Source organism: Streptomyces capparidis, assembly GCF_054782095.1.
In genome coordinates this window covers 19,857-38,281 of record NZ_BAAGTD010000057.1, presented here as the reverse complement: position 1 = coordinate 38,281, position 18,425 = coordinate 19,857, and the positions used below count along the sequence as shown (strand labels likewise).

General features: G+C 76.2%; 21 protein-coding genes. 8 read left to right on the top strand and 13 right to left on the bottom strand.

Annotated elements, in window-relative coordinates; translation table 11 throughout:
• Positions 1-52: 52 nt before the first annotated feature.
• The 3 genes from fabG to ACYVO2_RS32165 form a co-directional block, all read right to left on the bottom strand.
• Entirely contained in the window at positions 53-814 is a 762-nt protein-coding gene (fabG, locus tag ACYVO2_RS32175; protein ID WP_461011610.1) for a 3-oxoacyl-ACP reductase FabG, read from the bottom strand.
• Positions 815-857: 43 nt separating this feature from the next.
• The gene (locus ACYVO2_RS32170) at positions 858-2,078 is read right to left on the bottom strand and encodes an acyl-CoA dehydrogenase family protein (protein WP_461011609.1); all 1,221 of its coding nucleotides are present in this window, start codon (positions 2,076-2,078) and stop codon (positions 858-860) included.
• Positions 2,079-2,196: 118 nt separating this feature from the next.
• Positions 2,197-3,249 (bottom strand): phosphotransferase family protein, encoded by a 1,053-nt coding sequence (locus ACYVO2_RS32165; protein WP_461011608.1) that lies wholly within the window; start codon positions 3,247-3,249, stop codon positions 2,197-2,199.
• Positions 3,250-3,580: 331 nt separating this feature from the next.
• Between ACYVO2_RS32165 and ACYVO2_RS32160 the strand changes: the two genes are divergently transcribed.
• Positions 3,581-4,177, top strand: coding sequence for a TetR/AcrR family transcriptional regulator (locus ACYVO2_RS32160; RefSeq protein ID WP_461011607.1), 597 nt, complete (start codon positions 3,581-3,583; stop codon positions 4,175-4,177).
• Positions 4,178-4,258: 81 nt separating this feature from the next.
• Here the strand turns inward: ACYVO2_RS32160 and ACYVO2_RS32155 are convergent, their stop codons facing one another.
• Together ACYVO2_RS32155 and ACYVO2_RS32150 are read right to left on the bottom strand one after the other, a co-directional pair.
• Positions 4,259-4,648: a DUF3037 domain-containing protein gene (locus tag ACYVO2_RS32155; RefSeq protein ID WP_461011606.1), complete on the bottom strand. Its 390-nt coding sequence runs from the start codon at positions 4,646-4,648 to the stop codon at positions 4,259-4,261.
• Positions 4,645-5,469, bottom strand: a complete 825-nt coding sequence (locus tag ACYVO2_RS32150) for a HipA family kinase (RefSeq protein WP_461011605.1) — start codon at positions 5,467-5,469, stop codon at positions 4,645-4,647. Before ACYVO2_RS32150 ends, ACYVO2_RS32155 begins: the two co-directional genes overlap by 4 nt.
• A gap of 196 nt (positions 5,470-5,665) precedes the next feature.
• Here ACYVO2_RS32150 and ACYVO2_RS32145 point away from each other — a divergent pair, with 196 nt between their 5' ends.
• Positions 5,666-6,133 carry a Rieske (2Fe-2S) protein gene (locus ACYVO2_RS32145; protein ID WP_461011604.1) on the top strand — a complete coding sequence of 156 codons (468 nt, stop codon included), beginning with the start codon at positions 5,666-5,668 and terminating at the stop codon, positions 6,131-6,133.
• Here the strand turns inward: ACYVO2_RS32145 and ACYVO2_RS32140 are convergent.
• Positions 6,128-6,760 (bottom strand): isochorismatase family protein, encoded by a 633-nt coding sequence (locus tag ACYVO2_RS32140; protein WP_461011603.1) that lies wholly within the window; start codon positions 6,758-6,760, stop codon positions 6,128-6,130. The genes ACYVO2_RS32145 and ACYVO2_RS32140 overlap by 6 nt on opposite strands.
• 49 nt (positions 6,761-6,809) lie before the next feature.
• Here ACYVO2_RS32140 and ACYVO2_RS32135 point away from each other — a divergent pair, with 49 nt between their 5' ends.
• Entirely contained in the window at positions 6,810-7,271 is a 462-nt protein-coding gene (locus tag ACYVO2_RS32135; RefSeq protein ID WP_461011602.1) for a pyridoxamine 5'-phosphate oxidase family protein, read from the top strand.
• Between the two features lie 27 nt (positions 7,272-7,298).
• On the opposite strand, the gene ACYVO2_RS32130 is transcribed toward ACYVO2_RS32135, so the two are convergent.
• Entirely contained in the window at positions 7,299-8,234 is a 936-nt protein-coding gene (locus ACYVO2_RS32130; protein ID WP_461011601.1) for a LysR family transcriptional regulator, read from the bottom strand.
• Positions 8,235-8,307: 73 nt separating this feature from the next.
• On the opposite strand from ACYVO2_RS32130, the gene ACYVO2_RS32125 reads away from it, so the two are divergent.
• Positions 8,308-9,273, top strand: a complete 966-nt coding sequence (locus ACYVO2_RS32125; protein WP_461011600.1) for a DMT family transporter — start codon at positions 8,308-8,310, stop codon at positions 9,271-9,273.
• 64 nt (positions 9,274-9,337) lie between these two features.
• Here ACYVO2_RS32125 and ACYVO2_RS32120 read toward each other — a convergent pair whose 3' ends face one another.
• Complete coding sequence (locus ACYVO2_RS32120) at positions 9,338-10,684, bottom strand: aminotransferase class I/II-fold pyridoxal phosphate-dependent enzyme (protein WP_461011599.1); 1,347 nt, start codon at positions 10,682-10,684, stop codon at positions 9,338-9,340.
• A 38-nt stretch (positions 10,685-10,722) separates the two neighbouring features.
• Between ACYVO2_RS32120 and ACYVO2_RS32115 the strand changes: the two genes are divergently transcribed.
• Together ACYVO2_RS32115 and ACYVO2_RS32110 are read left to right on the top strand one after the other, a co-directional pair.
• Positions 10,723-11,412 carry a pyridoxamine 5'-phosphate oxidase family protein gene (locus tag ACYVO2_RS32115; protein WP_461011598.1) on the top strand — a complete coding sequence of 230 codons (690 nt, stop codon included), beginning with the start codon at positions 10,723-10,725 and terminating at the stop codon, positions 11,410-11,412.
• A gap of 69 nt (positions 11,413-11,481) precedes the next feature.
• Entirely contained in the window at positions 11,482-12,126 is a 645-nt protein-coding gene (locus ACYVO2_RS32110; RefSeq protein ID WP_461011597.1) for an FMN-binding negative transcriptional regulator, read from the top strand.
• A gap of 60 nt (positions 12,127-12,186) precedes the next feature.
• On the opposite strand, the gene ACYVO2_RS32105 is transcribed toward ACYVO2_RS32110, so the two are convergent.
• The 4 genes from ACYVO2_RS32105 to ACYVO2_RS32090 form a co-directional block, all read right to left on the bottom strand.
• Positions 12,187-13,197 (bottom strand): EamA family transporter, encoded by a 1,011-nt coding sequence (locus tag ACYVO2_RS32105; RefSeq protein WP_461011596.1) that lies wholly within the window; start codon positions 13,195-13,197, stop codon positions 12,187-12,189.
• A 196-nt stretch (positions 13,198-13,393) separates the two neighbouring features.
• Positions 13,394-14,020, bottom strand: a complete 627-nt coding sequence (locus ACYVO2_RS32100; protein WP_461011595.1) for a Clp protease N-terminal domain-containing protein — start codon at positions 14,018-14,020, stop codon at positions 13,394-13,396.
• Positions 14,021-14,239: 219 nt separating this feature from the next.
• Positions 14,240-14,896 carry a pyridoxine/pyridoxamine 5'-phosphate oxidase gene (locus tag ACYVO2_RS32095; RefSeq protein ID WP_461011594.1) on the bottom strand — a complete coding sequence of 219 codons (657 nt, stop codon included), beginning with the start codon at positions 14,894-14,896 and terminating at the stop codon, positions 14,240-14,242.
• Between the two features lie 153 nt (positions 14,897-15,049).
• Positions 15,050-15,481, bottom strand: a complete 432-nt coding sequence (locus ACYVO2_RS32090) for an SSI family serine proteinase inhibitor (RefSeq protein ID WP_461011593.1) — start codon at positions 15,479-15,481, stop codon at positions 15,050-15,052.
• A gap of 294 nt (positions 15,482-15,775) precedes the next feature.
• On the opposite strand from ACYVO2_RS32090, the gene ACYVO2_RS32085 reads away from it, so the two are divergent.
• Complete coding sequence (locus tag ACYVO2_RS32085) at positions 15,776-16,495, top strand: DUF4232 domain-containing protein (protein WP_461011592.1); 720 nt, start codon at positions 15,776-15,778, stop codon at positions 16,493-16,495.
• A gap of 39 nt (positions 16,496-16,534) precedes the next feature.
• On the opposite strand, the gene ACYVO2_RS32080 is transcribed toward ACYVO2_RS32085, so the two are convergent.
• Positions 16,535-17,137, bottom strand: a complete 603-nt coding sequence (locus tag ACYVO2_RS32080) for a PadR family transcriptional regulator (RefSeq protein ID WP_461011591.1) — start codon at positions 17,135-17,137, stop codon at positions 16,535-16,537.
• 448 nt (positions 17,138-17,585) lie between these two features.
• Between ACYVO2_RS32080 and ACYVO2_RS32075 the strand changes: the two genes are divergently transcribed.
• On the top strand, positions 17,586-18,416 hold the full coding sequence (locus tag ACYVO2_RS32075) for a PhzF family phenazine biosynthesis protein (RefSeq protein ID WP_461011590.1): 831 nt from the start codon (positions 17,586-17,588) through the stop codon (positions 18,414-18,416).
• The last annotated feature ends 9 nt before the right edge of the window (positions 18,417-18,425 follow it).

Genomic DNA, 18,425 nt, shown 5'->3' with positions numbered 1-18,425 from the left:
CCCGTCGCCCCACCCGCCCCCGGGGCGGCGGGTGGGGCGACGGGAGGGCGGGTCAGTCGAGCGGCCCGCCCGCGACGTAGACGACCTGGCCGGAGACGAAGCCCGCCGCGTCGCCGCTGAGGAAGGCGATGGTGTTGGCGACGTCCTCGGGGCGGCCCACGCGCTGCACGGGGATCTGGGAGGCGGCCGCCTTCTGGAACTCCTCGAAGTCCATCTTCACGCGCGCCGCGGTGGCGGCGGTCATGTCGGTGACGATGAAGCCGGGCGCGACCGCGTTCGCGGTGATGCCGAACTTGCCGAGCTCGATGGCGAGGGTCTTGGTGAAGCCCTGCATCCCGGCCTTCGCCGCCGAGTAGTTGGCCTGCCCGCGGTTGCCCAGCGCGGAGCTGCTGGAGAGGTTGACGATCCGGCCGAACCCGGCGTCCACCATGTGCTTCTGGACCGCCCTGGTCATCAGGAAGGCGCCCTTGAGGTGCACGTCCAGCACCGTGTCCCAGTCGGACTCGCTCATCTTGAACAGCAGGTTGTCGCGCAGCACGCCCGCGTTGTTGACCAGGATCACCGGCGGGCCGAGCTCCTCGGCGACCCGGGCGACCGCCGCCTCGACCCGACCGGCGTCGGAGACGTCGGCGCCTACGGCGAGCGCCCTGCCGCTGGAGGCGGTGATCCGCTCCACGGTCTCCTTGCACGCGGCCTCGTCGAGGTCGAGGACGGCCACGGCGCGGCCGTCCTCGGCAAGCCTCAGCGCGGTCGCCGCGCCGATGCCGCGGGCGCCCCCGGTGACGATCGCCACGCGCTGCTCGGTGCTGGACATCGGTGTGCCTCCTGGTTGGTGTGCTTCGGTTCTCGGCGGCTTGTCAGCGGTACTTGCGCAGCTCGCGGCGGGCCAGGGAGCGGCGGTGCACCTCGTCGGGCCCGTCCGCGAGGCGCAGCGTGCGGGCCTGGGTCCACAGTTGGGCGAGCGGGAAGTCCTGGGAGAGCCCCGCGGCGCCGTGCGCCTGGACGGCCTTGTCGATGACCCATTCGGCCATCAGCGGGGTGACGATCTTGATGGCCTGGATCTCGGTGTGCGCGCCCCGGTTGCCCACGGTGTCCATCAGCCACGCGGTCTTCAGCACCAGCAGCCTGGCCTGCTCGATGCGCACCCGGGACTCGGCGATCCACTCGCGGATCACGCCCTGCTCCGCCAGCGGCCGCCCGAACGCGACCCGGTCCGCGACCCGGCGGCACATCAGCTCCAGGGCGCGCTCGGCCATGCCGATCAGCCGCATGCAGTGGTGGATCCGGCCGGGGCCGAGCCGGGCCTGGGCGATGGCGAAGCCGGAGCCCGGCTCGCCGATGAGGTTGGCGGCGGGCACCCGCACGTCGCGGAACTCGATCTCGGCGTGGCCGCCGTGCGGGCCGTCGTCGTAGCCCATGACGGTCAGGCCGCGGCGCACGCCCACCCCGGGGGTGTCGCGGGGCACCAGCACCATCGACTGGCGGCGGCGCGGATCGGCGTCCGGGTCGGTCATGCCCATCACGATGAACACCGCGCAGTCGTGGTCCATGGCGCCGGACGACCACCACTTGCGGCCGTTGACGAGGTAGCAGTCGCCGTCGCGCTCGATGCGGGTGGTGATGTTGGTGGCGTCGGAGGAGGCGACGTCGGGTTCGGTCATGCAGAACGCCGAGCGGATCTCCCCCTCCAGCAGGGGCGTGAGCCACCGCTCGCGCTGGGCTTCGTCGCCGAACTCGGCGAGCAGCTCCATGTTGCCGGTGTCCGGGGCGGCGCAGTTGAGCGCCTCGGGGGCGAGGGCGGGGCTGCGGCCGGTGATCTCGGCCAGCGGCGCGTACTGGAGGTTCGTCAGCCCGGCGCCGTACCTCCGGTCCGGCAGGAAGAGGTTCCACAGGCCGCGGGCGCGGGCCTGCGCCTTCAGGTCGGCGACGACCGGCGGGCGCGACCAGCCCTTGCCGAGGGAGCGCAGCCCGGCGACCTGCTCGGCGAACACCGGCTCCGCCGGGTACACGCACTCCTCCATGAAGGCCAGCAGCTTCCCGGCGAGTTCCTCGGTGCGGGGGTCGGGCGCGAAGTCCATGGCTCCTTCTTGTTGTCGGTGCGGAGTCGGTGCGGAGTCGGCGCGGGGGCGGGGCGGGGTCGGGGCGGGGTCGGGGCGGTCGTCCGGTGCGGTCGCCGCCGCGGTCCTCGGGCGCGGGTCAGGACCGGTGGGCGGCGAGGGTGGCCAGGCCGTGGGAGGCCAGCGGCGCGACCATCCGCCCGATGTGCTCGAACCCCTCCCCCACGGTCAGGCCGCGCAGGTAGCGGAAGTGGATGCCCTCGGCGATGACCGCGAGCTTGAAGCAGCCGAACGCGACGTACCAGGGCAGGGGGGTGGCGTCCAGGCCGGTGAGGCGGGCGTGCCGCTCGACGAGCTCGGCGCCGGGCGGGAACCCCGCCTCGTCGGTGACGCCGCGCGCCACGGGGTTGTCGGGGAACAGCTCCCGCATGGCGTCCCAGTAGACGAGGAACAGGCCGAGGTCGGCGAGCGGGTCGCCGAGGGTGGCCATCTCCCAGTCCAGCACGGCGGCGATCCGCCCGTCGCCGCCGACGACCGCGTTGTCCAGGCGGTAGTCGCCGTGCACGATCGCGGTGCGCTGCGTGGCCGGGACGCGCTCGCCCAGTCGCTCGCGCAGGGTGTCCAGCTCGGGGGTGTCCCGGCTGCGGGAGGCGGCGAGCTGCTTGCCCCAGCGGGCGAGCTGGCGGTGCAGATAGCCCTCGGGGCGGCCGAAGTCGGCCAGGCCCACCTCGGCGGGGTCCACCGCGTGCAGTCGCGCCAGCACGTCCATCAGGTGCGCGGACAGCTCCGCGGCCCGCTCCCGGCCGAGCCGCGCGGTCTGCCCGGCCGAGCGCAGCACCTCGCCCCGCACCAGCTCCATCACGTAGAAGGGCGCGCCGAGCACCTCGGGGCCCTCGCACAGCAGGTGGGTGCGGGGCACCGGGACGGGCGTGGGGGCGAGGGCGGTGATCACCCGGAACTCGCGGGCCATGTCGTGCGCGGTGGCCAGGACGTGGCCGAGCGGCGGGCGGCGCAGCACCCACTCGCGGGTGCCGTCGCCGACGGCGTAGGTGAGGTTGGACCGGCCGCCGGCGATCACCCGCGCGGTCAGCGGCCCGCGGGCGAAGCCGGGGTGCTCGGCGTCCAACCAGGCGCGCAGCGCCTCCGGGTCGAGGCCGGGCACGGCGTCCGGGTGCGGTCCTGGTCCCTCCATCGGTGACCTTTCTGCGGCGGGGCTGCGTCTCGTGCCGGTCGTGGTGCTCGTGCCGGTGCGGGCGCGGTGGTGCGCGCGGCGCCCTGGTGCGGGCGGGTTCCGCGTGCGCCGGCGCGTCCGCCGGACTTCGCGGCCGGAAAAGCCGACCGGCCGGTATGCCATCACCGAACTACCAGTCGGTAACGTGGTGACAGCCGAAACCGTAGAAGGCCGGTGAGCGGGTGTCAACGGTGCCGGGCGGGCGCTTTTCCCGCCTCTTCAGCGGCGACCGACCCACTGGTATGTTGCGCCGGGAACACGGTCCCCGGCGGCAGGTGAGGAGGCGGGTGCCATGGCGGTCACCCGGGTGGCGGACGGCGCGCCGGTGCCGGACCGGCTGCTCGCGGTCGCGGCCAGGCTGTTCGCGGCGCGCGGGTTCGAGCGCACCTCGGTGCAGGAGATCGTGGAGGCGGCCGGGGTCACCAAGGGGGCGATGTACCACTACTTCGACTCCAAGGACGACCTGCTGCACGAGATCTACCGCAGGCTGCTGAACGCGCAGACCAGGTCGCTGGAGCGGATCGCGGACGGCCCCGGGGCGGCGGTGGAGCGGCTGCGCGAGGCGGCGGCCGACGTGGTGGTGAGCACCCTGGCGCACCTGGACGACGCCGTGGTGCTGCTGCACTCGCTGCACCTGCTCGCGCCGCACACCAGGGCCCGGGTGCGGGCCGAGCGGCGGCACTACCACGAGCGCTTCCGCGCGCTGGTGGAGGAGGGCCAGCGGGAGGGCACGGTGCGGCCCGAGGTGTCCGCGGACCTGGCCACGCACCACTTCTTCGGGGCGGTGCACCACCTGGGCACGTGGTACAGGTCGGACGGCCCGCTGCGGCCGCGGGAAATCGGGGAGAATCTCGCGGACATGTTCCTGACCGGAATCCAGCGGCGGTAAGGCCGGGAATTCCCACCGGGCCCGACGGTGAATACGGACGGGGCGCGGCGTGGCCCCCGGTCGCGGATCCGCCCCGCCGGTTCAGCGCACCAGCAGGTCCAGCAGCCGCTCGGTCTCGGCCCGCGGGTCCGCGGTCAGCCCGGTGTGGACCGGTCCCGGCTGGACGACGGTGCTGCGCGGCGCCGTCAGCCAGCGGAACCGCTGTCCGGCGCTGTCCGCGGCGGCCTGGCCGGCCCCGTCGCACACGCCCTCGACGGCGCGCAGCGCGGCCCGCACCCCGGCGACGTCCACGGCCGGGTCGAGGCAGCGCAGCCGCTCCTCGTCCAGGTGGGTGCGGGCGGCGACGAAGCTCTTGGCCCGGCAGTACACCAGCACTCCGGCGTTGATCAGCTCTCCGCGCTCCACCCGCGGCACGACCCGCAGCAGCGCGTACTCGAACACATGGCGGTCCACCCCGGTGCCCTCCGTCAACGGACCCGTCCCTTCAGCCAGGCCGGAGCGTTGCTCACGGTCGGCTCCTTCTTCCTGACCAGGCCCTCGGGGACGCCGGGCCGCCAGCGCTCGGCGGCCCGGACCCGCGCCAGCAGCCGCCCGGTGTAGGCGTCGCGCACCGCGTCGGGGGCGTCGAAGCCGGGCTCGCCGGCCAGCCACTCGTCGGGCACGAGGGCGACGACCTCGCGCAGCAGCTCCTCGGTGACCCGCGGGGCGAGGGCGGCCTCGGCCGCCTCCACGTCCGGGGAGAAGGTGGCCAGGGCGTGGTCGGAGGCGTCGTACGGCTTGTCCGCGGACCCGGCGGCGGTGGGCCAGTTGTGGTGCCAGATCAGCGTGGCGCCGTGGTCGATCAGCCACAGGTCGCCGTGCCAGACCAGCAGGTTCGGGTTGCGCCAGGAGCGGTCCACGTTGCCGACCAGGCCGTCGAACCAGATCACGCGCCCGGCCTCGGCCGGGTCCACCTCGAAGGCCAGCGGGTCGAAGCCGAGGGAGCCGGGCAGGTAGTCCATGCCCAGGTTGAGCCCGCCGCTGGCCTTGAGCAGGTCCTGCACCTCCTCGTCGGGCTCGCCCAGGCCGATCACCGGGTCGATGCGCATCCGCACCAGGTCGGGCACGCGCAGGCCCAGGCGTCTGGCCAGCTCGCCGGCGATCACCTCGGCCACCAGCGTCTTGCGGCCCTGTCCCGCGCCCACGAACTTCGTCACGTACGTGCCCAGGTCGTCGGCCTCGACGATGCCGGGCAGCGACCCGCCCTCGCGCAGGGGCGTGACATAGCGGATCGCCGTCACCTCGGTCAGCATCGGGCCAGCTTATCGGGGGTGCGGCGGGCGGGGCCGCGCCGGGCGCATCCCGGCACTTTTCGGTCACATGGCTCGTTGGGGACGATGTCGGGACCGGCGGCGAAGCCGGCGAGGAATCGCGTTGAACACGCGGGGACGGCCGCGCGTATCCATCGGCGCAAGGCACGTTCCGCTGGAAGGGCTCGGGAGAGACGGCATGGCGCAGACAGCACGGACCACCACGCGGCGCACGATGATCGCCGCCGCGGGAGCGGCAGGGCTCACCGCGGCGCTGGCCGCGTGCGGGGACGACTCCGGCAACGCGTCGGACCCCGGCGCGCCGTCCTCCGACCAGCAGTCGACGGGCGCGCAGTCCACGCCGGAGGAGTCGTCCGGCGGCGGCCGGGACTTCGGCCCGGCGTCGGCCGTCCCGGTGGGCGGCGGCAAGATCTTCGACGACCAGGTCGTGGTCACCCAGCCGGCGCAGGGCCAGTACAAGGCGTTCTCGGCGATCTGCACCCACCAGGGCTGCCCGGTGTCCACGGTGGAGAACGGCACGATCAACTGCCCGTGCCACGGCAGCAAGTTCCGCATCGACGACGGCGGTGTCTCGGCGGGTCCGGCCACCAAGCCGCTCGAGGCGCTGAAGGTCAGGGTCGAGGGCGGGTCGCTGAAGGTGTCATGACGCCGCCGCCCGGCTCCACCGGGCGGTGATCTCCGCCGCGGGGGCGATGGTCGCGACCAGGGACAGGGTGTGCGCGACCACCGCCTCCGCGTAGGCGGCGGGCACCCCGGCGACCGCGTCGGGCGGCACCACCGCCTCGAAGCCGAGGTTCACCGCGTCGAACACGGCGTTGGGGATCGCGACGTTCGCCGAGACACCGGTGATCACCAGCGTGCGGCAGCCCAGGTTGCGCAGCACGGCGGGCAGGTTCGTGCCGGCGAGCGGGGTCAGGCCGTGCAGCCGCCGCTCGACGAAGTCGCCGTCCGCCACGGGGATCTCGGACACGACCTCGGCCATCGGCGACCCCGCCGACTGGCGCACGGGCAGGCGGGCGGCGGCGCGGAACAGGCGCGCGTTGCGGTTCGCGCCCCGCCCGTCGGGGCGGCGCTCGGCGACGGCGTGCACCACGGGGACGTCCGCGGCGTGGGCGGCGCGCACCAGGGCGGCGATCCGCTCCAGCGCGCCGCCGTCGCGCACGGCCCTGGCCAGTTCGGGAAAGGCGCCGTCGCGGCCGATCACGCCGCGCTGGCACTCCACGGTGAGCAGCGCCGCGGCGCGCGGGTGCAGCGGGTCGGAGGGTTCCGCCATGCCCGCACCGTAGCTGACGATCCGTCAGTTAACCAGCTATGCTGGGGCGATGACCGGGACCACGCAGCGGCGCGGCCGCAGGATCATGATGACCGGGCAGGAGCGGGACGCCTTCCTCGCACGGGCGCGCACCTGCCGGGTGGCCACCGTCTCGCCGGACGGCACTCCGCACGTCAGCCCGCTGTGGTTCCTGTGGGACGGCGCGGCGCTGTGGCTGTACTCGCTGACCCGCAGCAGGCGGTGGGCCGACATCCGGCGGGACCCGCGGATCGGTGTGGTGGTGGACGACGGCCACGACTACGGGGAGCTGCGCGGGGTCGAGCTGGGCGGCCGGGCCGAGCCGGTGGGCGAGGCGCCGCGCACCGGCGCGCCGCACCGGGAGCTGGCCGCTGTCGAGCCGCCGTTCGCGCGCAAGTACTTCGGCGTGGACGCCCTGCCGCACGACGGCCGCCACGCGTGGCTGCGGCTGGCGCCCGAGCGGATCGTGTCCTGGGACTTCCGCAAGTCCTGACCGCCGGGGCGGTCCGCGGCGGCGCCCTCAGAACACCGGGGCGCCGACCGGCGGCACCCCGTCCGCCAGGGTCGCGCCCGCCGCCCGCAGCGCCTGCACCGCGGCCCTGATCGCCGGGCGGCGCCCCGCGTCGGCGCGCCACACCGCGTAGACGTGGCGGGTCAGCCTGGTGCGCACCGGCACCGCGACCACGCCCTCGGGCAGCGGGCCGCGGCCCAGCCGGGGCGTGACGGCGACGCCGAGCCCGGCCGCGACCAGCGCCAACTGGGTGGCGTGCTCGCTCGCGGTGTGCGTCACCTGCGGCTCGACGCCCTCCGCGCGCAGCGTGAGCGTCAGCCAGTCCCGGCAGAACGCGCCCGTGGGCCAGCAGATCCAGGAGGCGTCGCCGAGCTGCCCCAGCTCCACCTCGCGCTCCCCGGCCAGCGGGTGGTCGGCGGGCACGGCCACGTCCACCACGTCGTCGAGCAGCGGCGTCTTGGCCAGCCCCGGCGGCAGGGCGAGCGGGGAGTTGAACCAGTCGAGGACCACCCCGAGGTCGATGTCGCCGCGGCCCACCCGGGGCAGGGTGTCGTGCGGCTCCATCTCGTACAGGCGCACCCGCAGCCTGGGGTGCGACCGGCGCAGCGAGGTGACGGCCCGCGGCCCGAGCCCGCGCGCCGCGGTGGCGAACGCGCCGACGGCCAGGTCCCCCACCACCGCGCCCCGGTGCGCCTCCAGCTCCGACTGCGCCTCCTCCACCTGGGACAGGATGCGCTCGGCGTGCTTGACCAGGAGCAGCCCCGCGTCGGTGAGCCGGACGCCGCGGCCGTTGCGGGCCAGGAGCCGCTGCCCGGTCTCCCGCTCCAGCTTGCCCATCTGCTGGGAGATGGCGGAGGTGGTGACGTGCAGCACCTCGGCGGCCCCGCTCACGGAGCCGTAGGTGGCGATGGCGTGCAGGACCCTCAGGCGCTCCAGGTTCATCATGTTAGAGATGCTACGCCTTCACTCGTAGATAAATTCATTTGTTCTACACGCTGCACATCGTCACGCTTGGGCCATGAGCGCACCGTCAGCCCCGTCCGCCTCCGCCGCCGACAAGGGCACCTCCGGCACCTCCACTCCCGCCCGCCGCCGGGGCCCGGACTGGACGGACTGGCGGCTGAAATTCGCCGCCCTCGGCCTGATCTGGGGGTGCAGCTTCCTGTTCATCAAGGTCGGCACGCACGCCTTCGCCCCGCTCCAGGTCAGCCTGGGCCGGATGGCCTTCGGCGCGGCGGTGCTCGCCGCCGCCGTCGCCGTGAAGCGGGACCGACTGCCGCGCGGGGCGCGCGTGTGGGGGCACCTCGCGGTCGCCTCACTGCTGTGCAACGCGCTGCCGTTCACCCTGTTCGCCTACGCCGAGCTGCACATCTCCTCCACCCTCGCCGGGATCTGCAACGCCACCACCCCGCTGTGGAGCCTGCTGATCACGCTGGTGGCGCTGCGGGAGGAGCGGCCCACCCGGCGGAGCACCGCGGGCATGGCGCTGGGCTTCGGCGGGGTGCTGGTGGTGCTCGGCGCCTGGCAGGGCTTCGCCGGGACGCACGGCGGCGGCACGGCGATGGCGCTGGTGGCGGCGGCGAGCTACGCGGCCGGGTGGGCGTACGTGCGGCGCTTCCTGACCGGCACCGGGCACTCCAGCCTGTCCCTGGCCTGCGCCCAGTTGCTGCTCGGCACGGCCCAGACGGCCCTGGTCACACCGGTGTTCACCGGCGCGCCCGAGGAGTTCCCGCTGGACTCCTCGCTCAGCGTGCTGGTGCTCGGCGCGGTGGGCACCGGGCTGGCCTTCCTGCTCCAGCACAGCGTGGTCCGCGACGCGGGCGCCACCATCGGCACGACGGTCACCTACCTCATCCCGGTGGTGGCCACCGCGGCCGGGGTGCTGGTGCTGGACGAGAGCCTGGCGTGGAACGTCCCGGTGGGCGCCCTGGTCATCCTCGCGGGGGCGGCCCTGACCCAGCGGCGGCCCCGGACGGAGCGGTAGCGCGGGGTCCGGGCCCCGCGGCCGAGCGGGCCGCCCCCGCGGCGGAGGGACGGCGCCCGCCCGCTCAGCCCAGCCGCCGCGGGGCGGGCGGGCGCACCGCAGCGGCGATGGCCTCGGCGAGCCCGGCGGCCTCCTCCGGCCGCAGCGACGCCACCGACACCCGCACCCCGGGCGGCGAGGACAGCCGGAACCTGGCGCCCGGGGCCACCGCCCACCCGGAGCGGAGCAGCCGGGCGACCGCGCCGGTCTCGTCGGGCACCGGCACCCACACGTTCAGCCCGCTGCGCCCGTGCGCGGCCACGCCCCGCCCGGCGAGCTCCCGCAGCAGGGCGTCGCGGCGGGCGGCGTACGCGGCGGCGACCCGCTCCGGGTCCACGGCGCCCGCCCGCCACAGCGCGGCGACCGTGCGCTGGAGCAGGTGGCTGACCCAGCCCGGGCCGAGCCGGTGCCTGCCCAGCACCCGGTCCACCGTCACCGCGTCGCCGGTGAGCACGGCCAGCCGCAGGTCGGGGCCGTACGCCTTGGCGACCGAGCGCACCAGCGCCCACGGCCCGGGGCGGTCCGGAGCGGCGAGCGGGCGCAGGGGCTGCGCCACGATGCCGTTGCCGTGGTCGTCCTCGATCAGCAGCACGCCGGGGTGGGCGTCCAGCACGGCGCGCAGCTCCCGGGCGCGGTCGGCGCTCACCACGGCGCCCGTGGGGTTCTGGGCGCGGTCGGTCACCACCAGGGCGCGCGCCCCGGCGGCCAGCGCGCGGGCGACCTCCTCCGGCAGCGGTCCTTCGTCGTCCACCGCCACGGGCAGGGGGCGCAGGCCCAGCGCGGGCACCAGGTCGAGCAGGCTGCTCCAGCCCGGGTCCTCCACCGCCACGGCGTCCCCCGGCCGCAGATGGGCGTGGAAGACCCGTTCGATGGCGTCCAGGGACCCCGAGGCCAGGGCGACCGGCCCCGCGGGCACCCCGTCGGCGTCCAGCGCGGCGCGCGCCAGTTGTTCGAGCCCGGGGTCCACGGGCGGCGCTCCGTACAGGACGGGCGCGGCGCGGCACCGGGCGGCGGCCTCGGCGAGCGCGGCGTCCAGCGGCGGCAGCAGCGCGGGGTCCGGGTTGCCCGCGGCCAGGTCCCGCACCCCGGCCGGGATCTCCACGCGGGCCTGGTCGCGCGGGGTGGTGGCGGGGCGCGGGCGCACCCGGGTGCCGCGGCGGCCCGCGGTCTCCACCACCCCGCGGTCGCGCAGCAGCCGGTAGGCGGCGGCGACGGTGTTGGGGTTGACGCCGAGGTCGGCCGCGAGGCTGCGCAGCGGCGGCAGCGACTGCCCGGGCTGGAGCGCGCCCGCGCCGATCGCCCGTTCGACGTCGGCCGCGATCTCGGCTGCGCCCCGGCCAACAATCCGATATTCTCCTAGCACAAACACCATTATGCACTAGTGCATATAGTCAGCACTGAGGAGCCGTCATGTCGGCCGAGAACCCCGCCGCCTACGCGCCCACCCCGCGCACCGTCCCGAGCCGCGCCCGGCAGCGGGCGTCGTACGACCGGGCGCTGGTGCACGCGATCCTGGACGAGGCGTTCGTCTGCCACCTGGGGTTCGTCGCCGACGACGGCTCCCCCGTGGTGCTGCCCACGCTGTACGGCCGGGTGGAGGACCGGCTGTACCTGCACGGCTCGACGGGCAGCCGCCCGCTGCGCGCCGCCGGCGCGGGCCACGACGGAGACACGGGCGGCGGACTGCCGGTGTGCGTCACGGTCACCCTCGTCGACGGCCTGGTGCTGGCCCGCTCCGCCTTCCACCACTCGGTGAACTACCGCTCCGTCGTCATCCACGGCACCGCCCGCCAGGTCACCGACCCCGGCGAGCGCGCCACCGCCCTGGACGCGCTGGTCGACCACGCCCTGCCCGGCCGCGCCGACGACTGCCGCCGGGGCAACGCCAAGGAGCTGGCCGCCACCGCCGTGGTCCGCCTCGACCTGCGCGAGGTCTCCGCCAAGGTCCGCACCGGCGGCCCCAACGACGAGCCGGAGGACACGGCCCTGCCGTACTGGACCGGCGTGCTGCCCGTCACCACCGCCTTCGGCAGCCCCGTCCCCGCGGACGACCTGGACCCGTCCGTGCCGCTGCCCGACTACCTGGCGCCGCGCGGCTGACCCGGCGCCGCGCCTCCGCACCTCCGCGCACCCGCCGCGCCCGGCACCGCACCGAGCAAGGAGCACCCCGTGCTGATCCACCCCTGGGACGCCGCCCTCGACGAGCACGAGTGGCAGGACTGGCTCGCCACCCGCGACTTCGGCGAGCTGGCCGCCAACGGCCTGCCCGGCCAGGGCCCCCTGGTGCAGCCCCTGCACTTCGCCTACGACCACGAACGCCGCGAGGCCGTCACCCACCTGGCCCGCCCCAACCCGCTGTGGGCCGCCCTGGACGCCGACCCGCACGTGACCCTCAGCGTGGCGGGCGATCACGCCTACGTGCCCTCGTACTGGGCCGTCCCCGAGGGCGCCCCGCCCGAGCACGGCGTCCCCACCAGCTACTACGCCGCGGTGCAGCTCTCCTGTGTGGCGCATGTGGTGGACGACCCGGCCGGGAAGGCCGACCTGCTGCGCCGCCAGCTCGCCCACCTGCAACCCGAGGGCGGCCACGCCCCGGTCGAGGCCGGGCGGGCCCCGTACGGGCGGCTGCTGCCGGGCATCCGGGGCCTGCGCCTGGCGGTCACCGAGGTCCGGGCCAAGTTCAAGTACGGGGGCAACAAGCCCGAGCCGGTGCGGCAGGCCGTCGCCGCCCGCCTGTCCGCCCGCGGCCGCGGCCACGACGCCGAGGCGGCCGCCCACCAGTTGCGCCGCCTGCCCCCGCCCGCCGACGGCTGACCGGCGAGCCGCGCCCGCTCCGGCCGCCCGCCACGCCGGGGACCGGGCGGCCGGAGCGGCTCACCGCCCCTGGCCGGCCCCGGGCAGCCCGGTTGCCGTGCCCGCCTCCGCGGCGGACGCGCCGGGCCCGGGGCCGGTCCCGCCGCCCCGCGCCGTCCTGCTGGTCTGCGCGACGAAGGCGCCGAGCAGCACCAGCAGCCCGCCCGCCAACTGCGGCGCCGCCAGGTGCTCGCGCAGCAGCACCCACGCCAGCACGGTCGCCACCACGGCCTCCAGGCAGGAGACCACGCCCGCCACCTGCGGCGAGAGCCTGCGCACGGACACCACCCCGGTCAGGTAGGCCAGCACCGTGGCCACCAGCACGATCCAGCCCAGCAGCAGCACCCCGGGGATGTCCCGCTCCCCCATGGCCACCCGGCCGGTGAGCACGTCCCACTCCGCGTTCCACGGCCGGGCGACGACGGTGAGCACACCCGTGCCGATCAGCATGCCGAAGGCGCTCACCGCCAACGGATCGGCCGGGTCCTCGCTGGAGCTGCCGTGGTCGGCCAGGATGAAGTAGCTGGCCTGGCAGCAGGCGGCGCCGAGCCCGAGCAGCACCCCGACCGTGTCGAACGCCAGCCCCGACCACGCCTCGATCACGCAGGCCAGCCCGGTGACGGCGAGCGCCACGCCCATCGCGGCGGCCCGGGAGACCGGTTTGCGCTGCACCAGGCGCACCCAGCCCAGCACCAGCGCGGGCCCCAGGTACTCCAGCAGCAGCGCCACGCTGACCGGCACCCGCTCGATCGCCCCGAAGTAGCACGCCTGGACCCCGGCGACCGGCAGCAGCCCGAACCCGACCAGCAGCGCCGGGCGCCTGCGCAGCAGCCCGCGGTGCCGCCACACCAGCGGCAGCATGATGATCGCGGCGCCGCCGACGCGCATCCAGACCACATGCAGCGGGTCGAGCCCCGCCTCGATCAGCGGCTTGGCGGCCACGCCCGAGCCGCCGAACGCGCACGCCGATATCAGCGCCAGCGTCAGCCCCGTACTGCGGGCGGCGGCTCCGGCCTCCTCAGACTTGTGCATCCGGTCATGTTCGCATCCCCCGCCGACAACGGCAGCGCGGGCCGGGCCCCGTCACGGGCGGGACGGGAGCCCGGCCCGCCAGGGGGCGGGAGGGGACGGGCGGCGCGGGACGGGGGCGGGCGGCGAGGCTCGGGGCCGGTGAGGGCCAGGGGTGCGGGCGGGTGGGGGCGCGCCGGGGGCCGCGGCGGCGCGGCGGTCAGCGGGGCAGGGCGGCGGTCATCGCGACCACGTCCACGCCGGCGAACCGCAGGACGTCCACCGCGCGGTTGTCCTCGTCGGCGGCGACCGCGGCGAGCAGGTCCACCCCCTCGACCAGCTCCCGGCCTCCGCCGTGCGCACGGGCGACGGCGCGCCGCAGGGCGGTGGCGGCGGCGGGGCTCCAGCCGGGACCACCCCGGCCCCCGGCCCCGGCGGCGCGCTCCCCCGGAGCGCGGCCGGGGGCGCCGCCGTCGCCCGGCGAGGCGGCGGCCGCGCTCTCGGCGGCGGGCGGCTCCCCCTGCCCGGGCACCCGCTCCGCCAGGGGCGCGGCGATCACCGGCAGCCCGCCGGAGTCCTCGACCGACGCCTGCCACTGGAGGCCGAATCCGATGCTGCGCTGGACGAGGTAGCCCAGCAGGCGGGCGAGTTGCGCGGGCTGGAACTGCTCGCGCACCCGGGGGTCGCACTCCAGCAGCGAGTGCAGCAGATGCGCGGTGTCCACCTGCCGGTCGGCGTCGCGCGCGGCGCGTCGGCGCGCACCGGCCACCGCGGACCGCAGCTCTGCGGTGAGTGCGGACTCCAGTCCGACTCCCGGGGGTTCGGCGGGGCGGGTGTTGCTCTGCACGGTTCCCACCTCATCAGGCCGCAACGGAAAGGGCATCCTCGCCCCGGGGCATATGCCACTCCACCTATGGAAGGGCGTGGACGCAAGGATTGTCATCCTCAAGGACGACACTTCTCGGCCACGACCCGTCCGGGTGCTCAGCGGTTGCCCCAAGGGCCCCGCGGGAAACCCGGCAGTCCTACGGCGGGCCCGGAGCGGCGGCTCCGCGCCGCCCCGCGCTCACGGCCACAGCAGCCGTTTCGCCCAGCCGTCGCCCCGGCGGTCGTAGACCAGCCGCAGATGGTGCCGGTCCGCGGCGCCCTGCCAGAACTCCACCTCCTCGGCCCGCAGCGTGTAGACGGTGTAGTCGGGGGCGACCGCCTCCGGGTGGCGGGCGAGCAGGGCCCGCGCCTCCCGTTCCGCGGCCTCGAACTCCGCCGGGTCCGCCATCGGCGCGCTCTGCCGCCCGGTGAGCGCCGCCACCCGCGCCGCCTCGGTGCGGGAGTGGAACTCGTGGGCGTTGACCTCGGGTGACGCCGCCTCCACCCGGCCGCACACCCGCACCTGGCGGCCCTGCTCCCGCCAGTACACCGACAGCGCCGCCCAGGGGTTGCGGGCCAGTTCCACGCCCTTGCGGCTGACCGCGCTGGAGGCGAACACCCAACCGGCGCCGGGAATGTCCAGATCCCGCAGCATCAGCACCCGCGCGGAGGGGCGGCCCCGCTCGTCGGCCGTGCTCAACGTGATCACGTGCGGCTCCGCCACACCCTCGCGCACGGCCTGCTCCAGCCACCGCGCGAACAGCTCGCCCGGCCGCCGCGGCGCCCGCGCCACGTCGAACTCCGGGAAGGGGCCCGCCATCACCGGCTGCCCGCGCAGCAGCTCCGCCACGTCCATCGTCGCCACCTCCGGGACCGATCGTGACACAGCCCGCCGGGCGGGCGGCCGCGCACCCGCGCGGCGCCGGACGGGCCCCGACGCCGCGGGGCCACCGCCCGCCCCGCGCGCCCGTGCGGACGGACGCCGTCGGCGGGCGGCCGGGCACACCGGTCAGTCCTCGTCGAACGCGAAGACCTGGCCGGTGTCGGACTCCATCAGGCAGCGGTTGGGGAACGTCTCGCGGTACTCCACCAGCCGGCCGCGCCACCGGCCCATCACCTCCACGACCACCGGCGAGTAGATCTTGGCGCACATCCGCTCGGCCGCCGCGGGCAGCGCGTGCATGTCCCCGCCCGCCTCCCGCAGGGCGTGGCAGGCCGCCCTGGCACGGGGGTGGGTGCCGCCGTCCGGCCCGCACACGAGCACCGCCCAGCTCCGGTCCGCGCCGTCGGGGTCCTCGCCGTTCACCACGCTCATCCACAGCCTCGCCTTGGGAGTGTGCCCGTGGGTCGCCGCCCCGGGCGTCGACCGGTCCTCGACCGGCTCAGCCGCGGAGGGCAGCGCGGCCCCCGTGGCGAGCAGACCCACCACCGTGGCCGCCACGGCCAAACGAGGCGCTCGGCTGCTGAAGTGACGCATGGTGTCTCGCTCCGATCCGGGCGGGCTTTCGCCGCCCCCTTAAGCGCTATCGGCAGCGCGAGGGTCGGAGTCCTGGACCATCACCCGATCCAGTGACAAAACTCCGGTCCGCCCGGTGACGCAACGTCAAGAGAAGGCAAAAACCGGCGAGAAAGGCACAGAAAAGCGCTCCCGGAGGAAACCGGAAGGCGGGGCTCCGAGTCCAAGCGGGTAGCAGCACCCGAGGGACCACCGGAACTCCCGGAAGGAGCACCCGAGATGGGACGCCGCCTGCGCACGCCCTCCACCGCACTCGCCGCCGCGGCCGCAGCCGCCCTGCTGGCCTCCTGCGGCTCGTCCGGCCAGGGGCACTCCGCCGCCGACGAGCCCCCGGCCGCGGCACCGCCCTCCTCCTCCGCGGCGCAGCCGCCGGCCTCCCCGGAGCCGCGGAGGCCATCGCCCGAAGGGCGGGCCGCGGACCGCCGGGACGGGAAGGAGCGGGCCGGAAAGCAGGCCGCGCCCCGGGCCGGGTCCGCCGACGCGGCGACGAGCGCGCGCACCGCGGCCCGCCCCCCGTGGTGCGGCACCGACCGCCTCACCCTGAGCCTGCGCCCGCTGCCCCCGGCCGCGGGCAACCGCTACGCCGCCGCGGTCCTCACCAACGGCTCCGCCACCGCCTGCCGCCTCCAGGGCTACGTCGGCCTGCGACTGCTCGACGGCACCGGCGCCCCGCTGCCCACCGACGCCGTGCGGGACCGCTCCCGCCCGTCCCGGCCGCTGACCCTCGCCCCCGGGGCCAGCGCGTGGGCGCGGCTGCACTGGAGCGTCGTCCCCGGCGAGGGCGACCCGCAGACGGGCCCGTGCGCCCCGCCGGCCCGGCGGCTCCAGGTGACCCCGCCGGACTCCCACACCCAGGAGCAGGCGGCCTGGACCCAGGGCGCGGTGTGCGGGGGCGGCCGCATCGAGGTGCTGCCGCTCGCCCCGGGCACCGGTGGCTGACGGGTCCGCCGCGCCGCCGCGGCGCGGCCGGCCGGGTCGTCAGTCCTCGTCGGCGAGGATCAGATAGAGCTTCTTGCGGGCCTCGTTGACCACGGCCAGCGCCTTGGCCCGCTGCTCCTCGCTGCCCGTCGCCATCACCTGGCCGAACGCCGAGAACAGCCCGCTGGCGGCCTGCTTCACCTCGCGCAGCGACTCCCACTCGCCGCGGCCCGCCTGCTCCCAGGGGGCGTCCGGCCCGCCGTCGGCCTCGGCGCGGCCCGCGTCGGTGAGGCTGTACATGCGCCTGCCGCCGGACTCCTCGCTGCCGATCAGGCCCTCGTCCTCCAGCAACTGGAGGGTGGGGTACACCGACCCGGGGCTGGGCTGCCAGGCCCCGCCGCTGCGCTCGCCGATCTCCTGGATCATCTCGTAGCCGTGCATCGGCCGCTCCTTCAGCAGGACCAGGATCGAGGCCCGCACGTCACCGCGCCGGGCCCGGCCGCGGTGGCCGCGTCCGCGCGGCCCGCCCCAGCCCCCGCCGGGGGGCCCGAACGGCCCGAACGCCGCCCGCCGCTCCCAGCGCCCTTCCCCTCCGCGCCGTTCCGGGCCGCCCCCGACCCAGGGGCCGTGTCCATGTCCGTGTCCGAATCCGTGGGGACGCATCTCGCGTCCTCCTTTCGCCACTCGCTCATCTATCACGATGCTTCGACGATATATCGGAAACTCGTTACCGACAAGCGTCCGCCCTGCGGATGGAGCGAATCGGCGGGCGGGCGCCGCCGGGAGACGGCGGCGGTGCGGGCGGACGCTCGCGGCATCGCCGAGCGGAGACGGCGCGGTGCGGTGTGCTGTGGTGTGGTGCGGGGACGGTGCAGGGCGCGCCGGGCCGTGTCCGGCGCCGGTACGGCCGTGCGCGGCGGCGCGCCCCGGCGCGAGCGCACGGCGGCGCACCCCGGCGGAGACGGCGCCCGACCCCGCCCGCGAACTCCGCCGTCCCGCCCGCGGCCGCGCCGGGCGCCGGCCGCCCGCGGCGACCCGGACGGCACCTCGCGGACCGCGCCCGGCCGGATACCGCGTGATCGCCCGCCCCGGTCACGCCTAGGGTGGCGGCATGCGCATCAGAATCGTCGACGCCTTCACCGACCGCCCCTTCGCCGGGAACCCGGCGGGGGTGGTGCTCCTCGACTCCGCCCGCGCGTTCCCCGACGCGAGCTGGATGCAGCGGGTCGCGGCCGAGGTGAACCTCTCCGAGACGGCGTTCGCCCACCCCTCGCCGGACGGCGCGGAGGAAAGCTGGCAACTGCGCTGGTTCACGCCCGCCACCGAGGTCGGGATGTGCGGCCACGCCACGCTGGCCACCGCGCACGTGCTGTTCTCCACGGGCGCCGCGGCGGAGGTGGCGCGCTTCTCCACGCTCAGCGGCACCCTCGTGGTGCGCCCGGCCGAGGGCGGGGCGCTGACCATGGACTTCCCCGCCTCACCGCCGGGCGCGACCGAGCCCCCGGCGGGCCTGGCGAAGGCGCTGGGCGCCGAGCCGGTCTCCGTCCACGGCACCGGTGCCCTCGGCGACCTGCTGGTGGAGCTGGCCGACGAGGAGACGGTGCGCTCCCTGGCCCCGGACCTGCCCGCCGTGGCCGCCCTGGACGGCGGCGCGGGGTGGCGCGGGGTGATCGTCACCGCGGCCGCCGCCCCCGGCCGGGACCACGACTTCGTCTCCCGCTTCTTCGGCCCGGCCGTCGGCGTCCCCGAGGACCCGGTGACGGGCAGCGCCCACACCGCGCTCGCCCCGTTCTGGTCCGCGCGGCTGGGCCGCGCCGAGCTGACCGGCCTTCAGGTCTCGGCCCGCCCCGGCCGGGTGCGCACCGCGGTGCGCGGCGACCGGGTGGAGCTGACCGGCCGGGCCGTCACCGTGATCGACGGGGAGCTGCTCGCCGCCGGGTGACGCGCCGGG

Bases quoted from the DNA above. Each gene is read 5' to 3' on its own strand.
- fabG (WP_461011610.1), bottom strand. From the start codon at position 814: ATGTCCAGCACCGAGCAGCGCGTGGCGATCGTCACCGGGGGCGCCCGC.
- ACYVO2_RS32170 (WP_461011609.1), bottom strand. From the start codon at position 2,078: ATGGACTTCGCGCCCGACCCCCGCACCGAGGAACTCGCCGGGAAGCTG.
- ACYVO2_RS32165 (WP_461011608.1), bottom strand. From the start codon at position 3,249: ATGGAGGGACCAGGACCGCACCCGGACGCCGTGCCCGGCCTCGACCCG.
- ACYVO2_RS32160 (WP_461011607.1), top strand. From the start codon at position 3,581: ATGGCGGTCACCCGGGTGGCGGACGGCGCGCCGGTGCCGGACCGGCTG.
- ACYVO2_RS32150 (WP_461011605.1), bottom strand. From the start codon at position 5,469: ATGCTGACCGAGGTGACGGCGATCCGCTATGTCACGCCCCTGCGCGAG.
- ACYVO2_RS32145 (WP_461011604.1), top strand. From the start codon at position 5,666: ATGGCGCAGACAGCACGGACCACCACGCGGCGCACGATGATCGCCGCC.
- ACYVO2_RS32140 (WP_461011603.1), bottom strand. From the start codon at position 6,760: ATGGCGGAACCCTCCGACCCGCTGCACCCGCGCGCCGCGGCGCTGCTC.
- ACYVO2_RS32135 (WP_461011602.1), top strand. From the start codon at position 6,810: ATGACCGGGACCACGCAGCGGCGCGGCCGCAGGATCATGATGACCGGG.
- ACYVO2_RS32130 (WP_461011601.1), bottom strand. From the start codon at position 8,234: ATGATGAACCTGGAGCGCCTGAGGGTCCTGCACGCCATCGCCACCTAC.
- ACYVO2_RS32125 (WP_461011600.1), top strand. From the start codon at position 8,308: ATGAGCGCACCGTCAGCCCCGTCCGCCTCCGCCGCCGACAAGGGCACC.
- ACYVO2_RS32120 (WP_461011599.1), bottom strand. From the start codon at position 10,684: ATGGTGTTTGTGCTAGGAGAATATCGGATTGTTGGCCGGGGCGCAGCC.
- ACYVO2_RS32115 (WP_461011598.1), top strand. From the start codon at position 10,723: ATGTCGGCCGAGAACCCCGCCGCCTACGCGCCCACCCCGCGCACCGTC.
- ACYVO2_RS32105 (WP_461011596.1), bottom strand. From the start codon at position 13,197: ATGCACAAGTCTGAGGAGGCCGGAGCCGCCGCCCGCAGTACGGGGCTG.
- ACYVO2_RS32095 (WP_461011594.1), bottom strand. From the start codon at position 14,896: ATGGACGTGGCGGAGCTGCTGCGCGGGCAGCCGGTGATGGCGGGCCCC.
- ACYVO2_RS32085 (WP_461011592.1), top strand. From the start codon at position 15,776: ATGGGACGCCGCCTGCGCACGCCCTCCACCGCACTCGCCGCCGCGGCC.
- ACYVO2_RS32080 (WP_461011591.1), bottom strand. From the start codon at position 17,137: ATGCGTCCCCACGGATTCGGACACGGACATGGACACGGCCCCTGGGTC.
- ACYVO2_RS32075 (WP_461011590.1), top strand. From the start codon at position 17,586: ATGCGCATCAGAATCGTCGACGCCTTCACCGACCGCCCCTTCGCCGGG.